Source organism: Paenibacillus sp. N119s, from assembly GCF_059447605.1.
This window is the reverse complement of the sequence record NZ_JCAJRU010000322.1, coordinates 1-4,438: the sequence shown is the minus strand read 5'-3', so window position 1 is coordinate 4,438 and position 4,438 is coordinate 1. Positions and strand designations below refer to the sequence as shown.

General features: G+C 46.9%; 4 protein-coding genes. 3 read left to right on the top strand and 1 reads right to left on the bottom strand.

The genetic code is table 11. From position 1 onward, the window contains the following. The first annotated feature begins 1 nt into the window (after position 1). Both AC5V8P_RS23730 and AC5V8P_RS23725 read left to right on the top strand, forming a co-directional pair. Positions 2–409 carry a DoxX family protein gene (locus AC5V8P_RS23730; protein WP_064797714.1) on the top strand — a complete coding sequence of 136 codons (408 nt, stop codon included), beginning with the start codon at positions 2–4 and terminating at the stop codon, positions 407–409. A gap of 158 nt (positions 410–567) precedes the next feature. Further along, positions 568–2,556 (top strand): methyl-accepting chemotaxis protein, encoded by a 1,989-nt coding sequence (locus AC5V8P_RS23725; RefSeq protein WP_064797715.1) that lies wholly within the window; start codon positions 568–570, stop codon positions 2,554–2,556. An 82-nt stretch (positions 2,557–2,638) separates the two neighbouring features. Here the strand turns inward: AC5V8P_RS23725 and AC5V8P_RS23720 are convergent, their stop codons facing one another. Next, positions 2,639–3,625 carry a DMT family transporter gene (locus tag AC5V8P_RS23720; protein ID WP_231116932.1) on the bottom strand — a complete coding sequence of 329 codons (987 nt, stop codon included), beginning with the start codon at positions 3,623–3,625 and terminating at the stop codon, positions 2,639–2,641. A 180-nt stretch (positions 3,626–3,805) separates the two neighbouring features. Here AC5V8P_RS23720 and AC5V8P_RS23715 point away from each other — a divergent pair. Continuing rightward, positions 3,806–4,438: LysR family transcriptional regulator (locus AC5V8P_RS23715; protein ID WP_495473928.1), on the top strand; the 633-nt coding region annotated here is incomplete at its 3' end.

Below are 4,438 nucleotides of genomic sequence, written 5' to 3'. Positions count from 1 at the left end.
TATGAATCAAACGCTTGCGAATATTGGAATATTATTGGTACGAATCTTTACAGGGGTTATTTTTATCGTTCACGGTGCACAAAAATTTCAGGGACTAGACGGAACCTCCGGCTTCTTCCAGAGCATTGGACTCCCTGGCTGGATGGCTCCAGTGGTCGCTACAGTTGAGCTAGTCGGGGGGATTGCACTGGTTCTGGGTATCGGAACACGATTGGCTGGCGCCGCATTGACGATCGTTATGATCGGTGTATTGCTCACTGCTAAAAAAGGACAGTCTTTTGGCTCGATTGAATTTGATCTGCTGATTCTGTTCACCAGTCTTCAACAAGCCCTTGTCGGTGGGCGTTTTCTGGCAGTGGATCAGTTTTTTGGTCGTAAAAAGGCTGGAAATAGTAACGTACAGGTCTAAATATTCATATAACCGCGTCCTTAGTAGCATAGGACGCGGTATTTGTTTTGCTCCTTTGTGAAAATTTCTTGTAAATGATTTGCTACTTTCTGCCGATATAACTTCCATGGAATGTAATGAAATAATATCGCTTTTTGAGCAAAGGGGAAGAAAAATACATGGCAATAACGCGAAAGAGAAAGACCATATGGACACTCAGGAACAAGTTGATTTTAGGTTTTTTACTTGTTTTGCTGATTCCGAGTTTAAGCATTTCCGCTGCGACTTATAAATCATCGTATAATGCGATGGAGAAACAGCTTTACAGCAGTGCAAATCAGGGGGTAACGACAGCTAACTCTGTGATTGAATATGCAATCGCCAGTAAAATTCAAGATGTGGGATATTTGGCGGAACGTCTCGACGGTTCGATGATTGACGGGCCAAACAGTCCCTTGATTCAGCCCAAGCTGATCCAATACATAGGCTTACACGAAGATGCGACGGATATTTTTGTTGGAACACCGGAGGGGTTGATGATCCGAGGGGTGCCCAAAAAGGACGAAGGGACATTTGATCCTCGCACACGACCATGGTACATCGAAGCGATGAAGCAACCGGGTAAGGTAGCGATCACCCCTGTGATCATCAATTCATCAGGTATTCCTGTAATCGTAGTATCGCGGACGCTTGCCGACCAGTCTGGCGTGATCGGGATCTCTTTGAATCTGGAAAGTGTACGTAAACTGGCCTCCATCAAAGTGGGTCAGGAGGGGTATATCGTCATTCTGGATCACACGAAGAAATTCGTAGTCCATCCTACGGCTAAAGCGGGTTCATTACCTCAGGATAATTCGCTTGACAGGCTGTACACTGCGCCAAGCGGGAACTTTAACTATATGTATGAAGGTCGCGAAAAATATTTAACTTATGTAACGAATAAGGATACCGGTTGGAAAATTGCAGGTACTTTCTATGTATCCGAGATTAGCGATGCCACCGCTGCCATGCGTTATGTAACCATTTTTGTGCTGGCTGCCTCATTGGTGGTTGCACTTATCGCGATTTTCCTGATTACCCGTTCGGTTCTGGTTCCGATTCGTAAACTGCAAAAATCAGCAGAACGAATCAGTGAAGGAGATTTGACGGGCGATTTGGAAACAGGAAAAACAGATGAGGTAGGCGAACTATCTGCTCACTTTCAAACCATGGTGGATAGTTTGCGCACGATGATTCGAAGCGTGCGTGAAACGACAGACCGTGTAAGTTCTTCGGCAGAGGAGCTGGCTGCGGGTGCAGATCAGACGACCCAAGCCATTGAGCATGTCACAATTGCTATTCAAGAAGTAGCTGTAGGCAGCGAACGTCAGCTGCAAAGCGTCAAGCATGGCTCTGTGAGTATGGAGGGGCTGGCTCAGCAAGCAGCGGATGTATCCGAGCGCATGGTGGGTGTATCTGAACATGTGAAAATGAATGCGGAGTCGGCACAGGAAGGCAGCAAGGCTGCTACCCAGGCTGTACAGAAGATGCATGACATCGACGAAACTGTTCATGATCTTGGACAGGCTATGGACTCGCTGAATGAACGCTCTGGTGAAATCGTGAATATTATCAGTGTTATATCCGGTATTGCCAAACAGACCAATTTGTTGGCACTGAATGCATCTATTGAGGCCGCACGCGCTGGGGATCATGGCAAAGGATTTGCCGTGGTTGCTACAGAAGTACGCAAGCTGGCTGAGGAATCTGCCAAATCGGCTACCTTGATCTCGGAGCGCATTGAAGCGATGCAGCTGGATATGAACCATGCGCTGGGTGCGATGCAACAAGCGCGGGCACGGGTATCCGAAGGTATTAATTCGGTAACCACGTCCGAGCACTCGTTTGCAGAAATCAGTCAGGCTGTTGAACGCGCGATGGGGCATATCCATGACATTACCGGAGTGACTCAGGAAATGGCGCGGGGGACTGTAGGTGTCGTGGATATTATGAGCGACATTTCCCATATTTCGGACGAGGCGGCGAGCAACACCGAGTCGATCTCAGCAGCGGCTGAGCAACAGCTTGCTTCCATAGAGGAAATTGCTTCATCCACCGCAGACCTGAGCCAGATGGCAGAAGAGCTACGCGAACTGGTTGGACGTTTCCAGATTGAAGAAAAATCATAAATGATAAAAAGCGCCTGGATATCGGAGGTTATTCCGTATCCAGACGCTTTTTTGATGTTTATCATCACTTTGGTTCGCAGGGTTAGAAGTCACTGTTGAATGACTTGCGACGATTCAGACGAAAACGGACACCCCGTGAGCTGTTGGATGTACGCAGAGAGCTTCTCTGAAACATATTGTTCAAAATCAGCGCGAAAATGACCAGTACCGTTCCGTACAGTTCATAATGGCTAATGACATAACCTTGGAAATACATAAGTACCAGTGTGGTAATCGGTACAAAATTAATAAATAGAATTCCGTTCAGTGGAGACAGCTTGCGGATTCCGGCATTCCAGCTAAGTAAAGCCGCTAGCCCTGGAAGCAGGATCATAAAGCTCATTTCGTATTTGACTGACCATACGTGCTGCCAATCCGGCACCGTAATCCAGTCAAAAACAGAGGCAAATGTCACGACAACGAAAGAAACCAGAGTTCCAAGCAGACAGGTCAAGGTTGAATATCGAAGAGTAGACCATCCAGCAAAATGACTGCCTCCCATGGAATAGACGACCCATCCCACGACGCCTACAAAAACAAGCAGCAGTGCCAGCAAGTGTTGTCCGGCAAGTGTGAAAAAGGTCCATTTGCCGTTCGTGATTACCAGTAAGGCTCCAGCCAGCGCAATCACCATGCTGACTAGTGTATATTTTGGAGGCATTTTACGGGTCATGATCCACACCATTGCAATGGAAATCATCGGCATTAACACTTCCATGATGGAGGCTACAAGGGTGCCTGCCGCCCCCATCGCGTGCTGTCCCTGGAAAACAGCCATATTATAAATGGTAAATCCCATAGTTCCAAAGAACAACAATACCTTGCCCTTGCCCTCAAAGCGAAATGCTGTCCGTCCCTCTTTGAGCCACAATAGCACAATTAATATGAGTGTAACCGAGAAATAGCGTAAAAATGAAAAATACAGTGGATTAATATGCTGTAATGCGATGTGCGACACCGGAAACATGGCCCCCCAGGATATACTGGCGATCAGGCATAATAAAGATCCGGTCATGATCTGTTTGTTCATGGTGTACAAAAGCTCCTTCTTGCCGGTCTCAGCGGACATATCTTATGGACACATCATAAAGGATAGGAAGCTGTTGGTAAAATGATTGAAAATAAACTTTATGATCATTTAAAATGATGATAAGTGACAAGGTGCGTCAATTTTTTGGCCCTTGCCCTTTCACGATAAGGAGGAACAGTAGTGGATCTGAACGATTTAAACATCTTCCAGACGGTGGCTGCACATGGCAGTGTCAGCAAGGCTGCAGCCGAGCTTAGCTACGTCCAGTCCAATGTAACGGCCAGAATCAAGCTACTGGAAAAGGAACTGCAAACCCCTTTATTTTATAGACATAAGCGGGGGATGATCCTCAATGCCGAGGGCAAGCGCCTGCTGCAATATACGAAAAGCATTTTATCGCAATTTGAGGAAATGAAGCATGCGTTTCAGAACACCTCTGCACCTTCAGGGGTACTTGAGATTGGTATCGTGGAGACTGTCATTGCTCTTCCGGCCATTTTGCATGCTTACTACAGCAAGTATCCGGATGTCGAATTGTCTCTCAAGGCGGGGGTTACGGAATCACTGGTGCAGGAGGTTGCAGAAATGCGACTGGATGGAGCCTTTGTGACCGGACCGGTCAAGCATCCGCTCATTGAACAGTTTGATGTATTTCAGGAAAAGCTGGTGCTTGTATCTCAAGGAGATGACGTTTCCGTGGACGATTTTGCAACTCGTCCGCTCCTGGTATATAAAAAAGGCTGCGGATATCGGGGAAGACTGGAGACCTGGCTCAAAATGGAAGGAATTATCCCCAAGCGGATCATGGAGTTT

What these genes read in the sequence shown, in the direction of transcription:
- AC5V8P_RS23730 (WP_064797714.1), top strand. Translation starts at nt 2, where the DNA reads ATGAATCAAACGCTTGCGAATATTGGAATATTATTGGTACGAATCTTT.
- AC5V8P_RS23725 (WP_064797715.1), top strand. Translation starts at nt 568, where the DNA reads ATGGCAATAACGCGAAAGAGAAAGACCATATGGACACTCAGGAACAAG.
- AC5V8P_RS23720 (WP_231116932.1), bottom strand. Translation starts at nt 3,625, where the DNA reads ATGAACAAACAGATCATGACCGGATCTTTATTATGCCTGATCGCCAGT.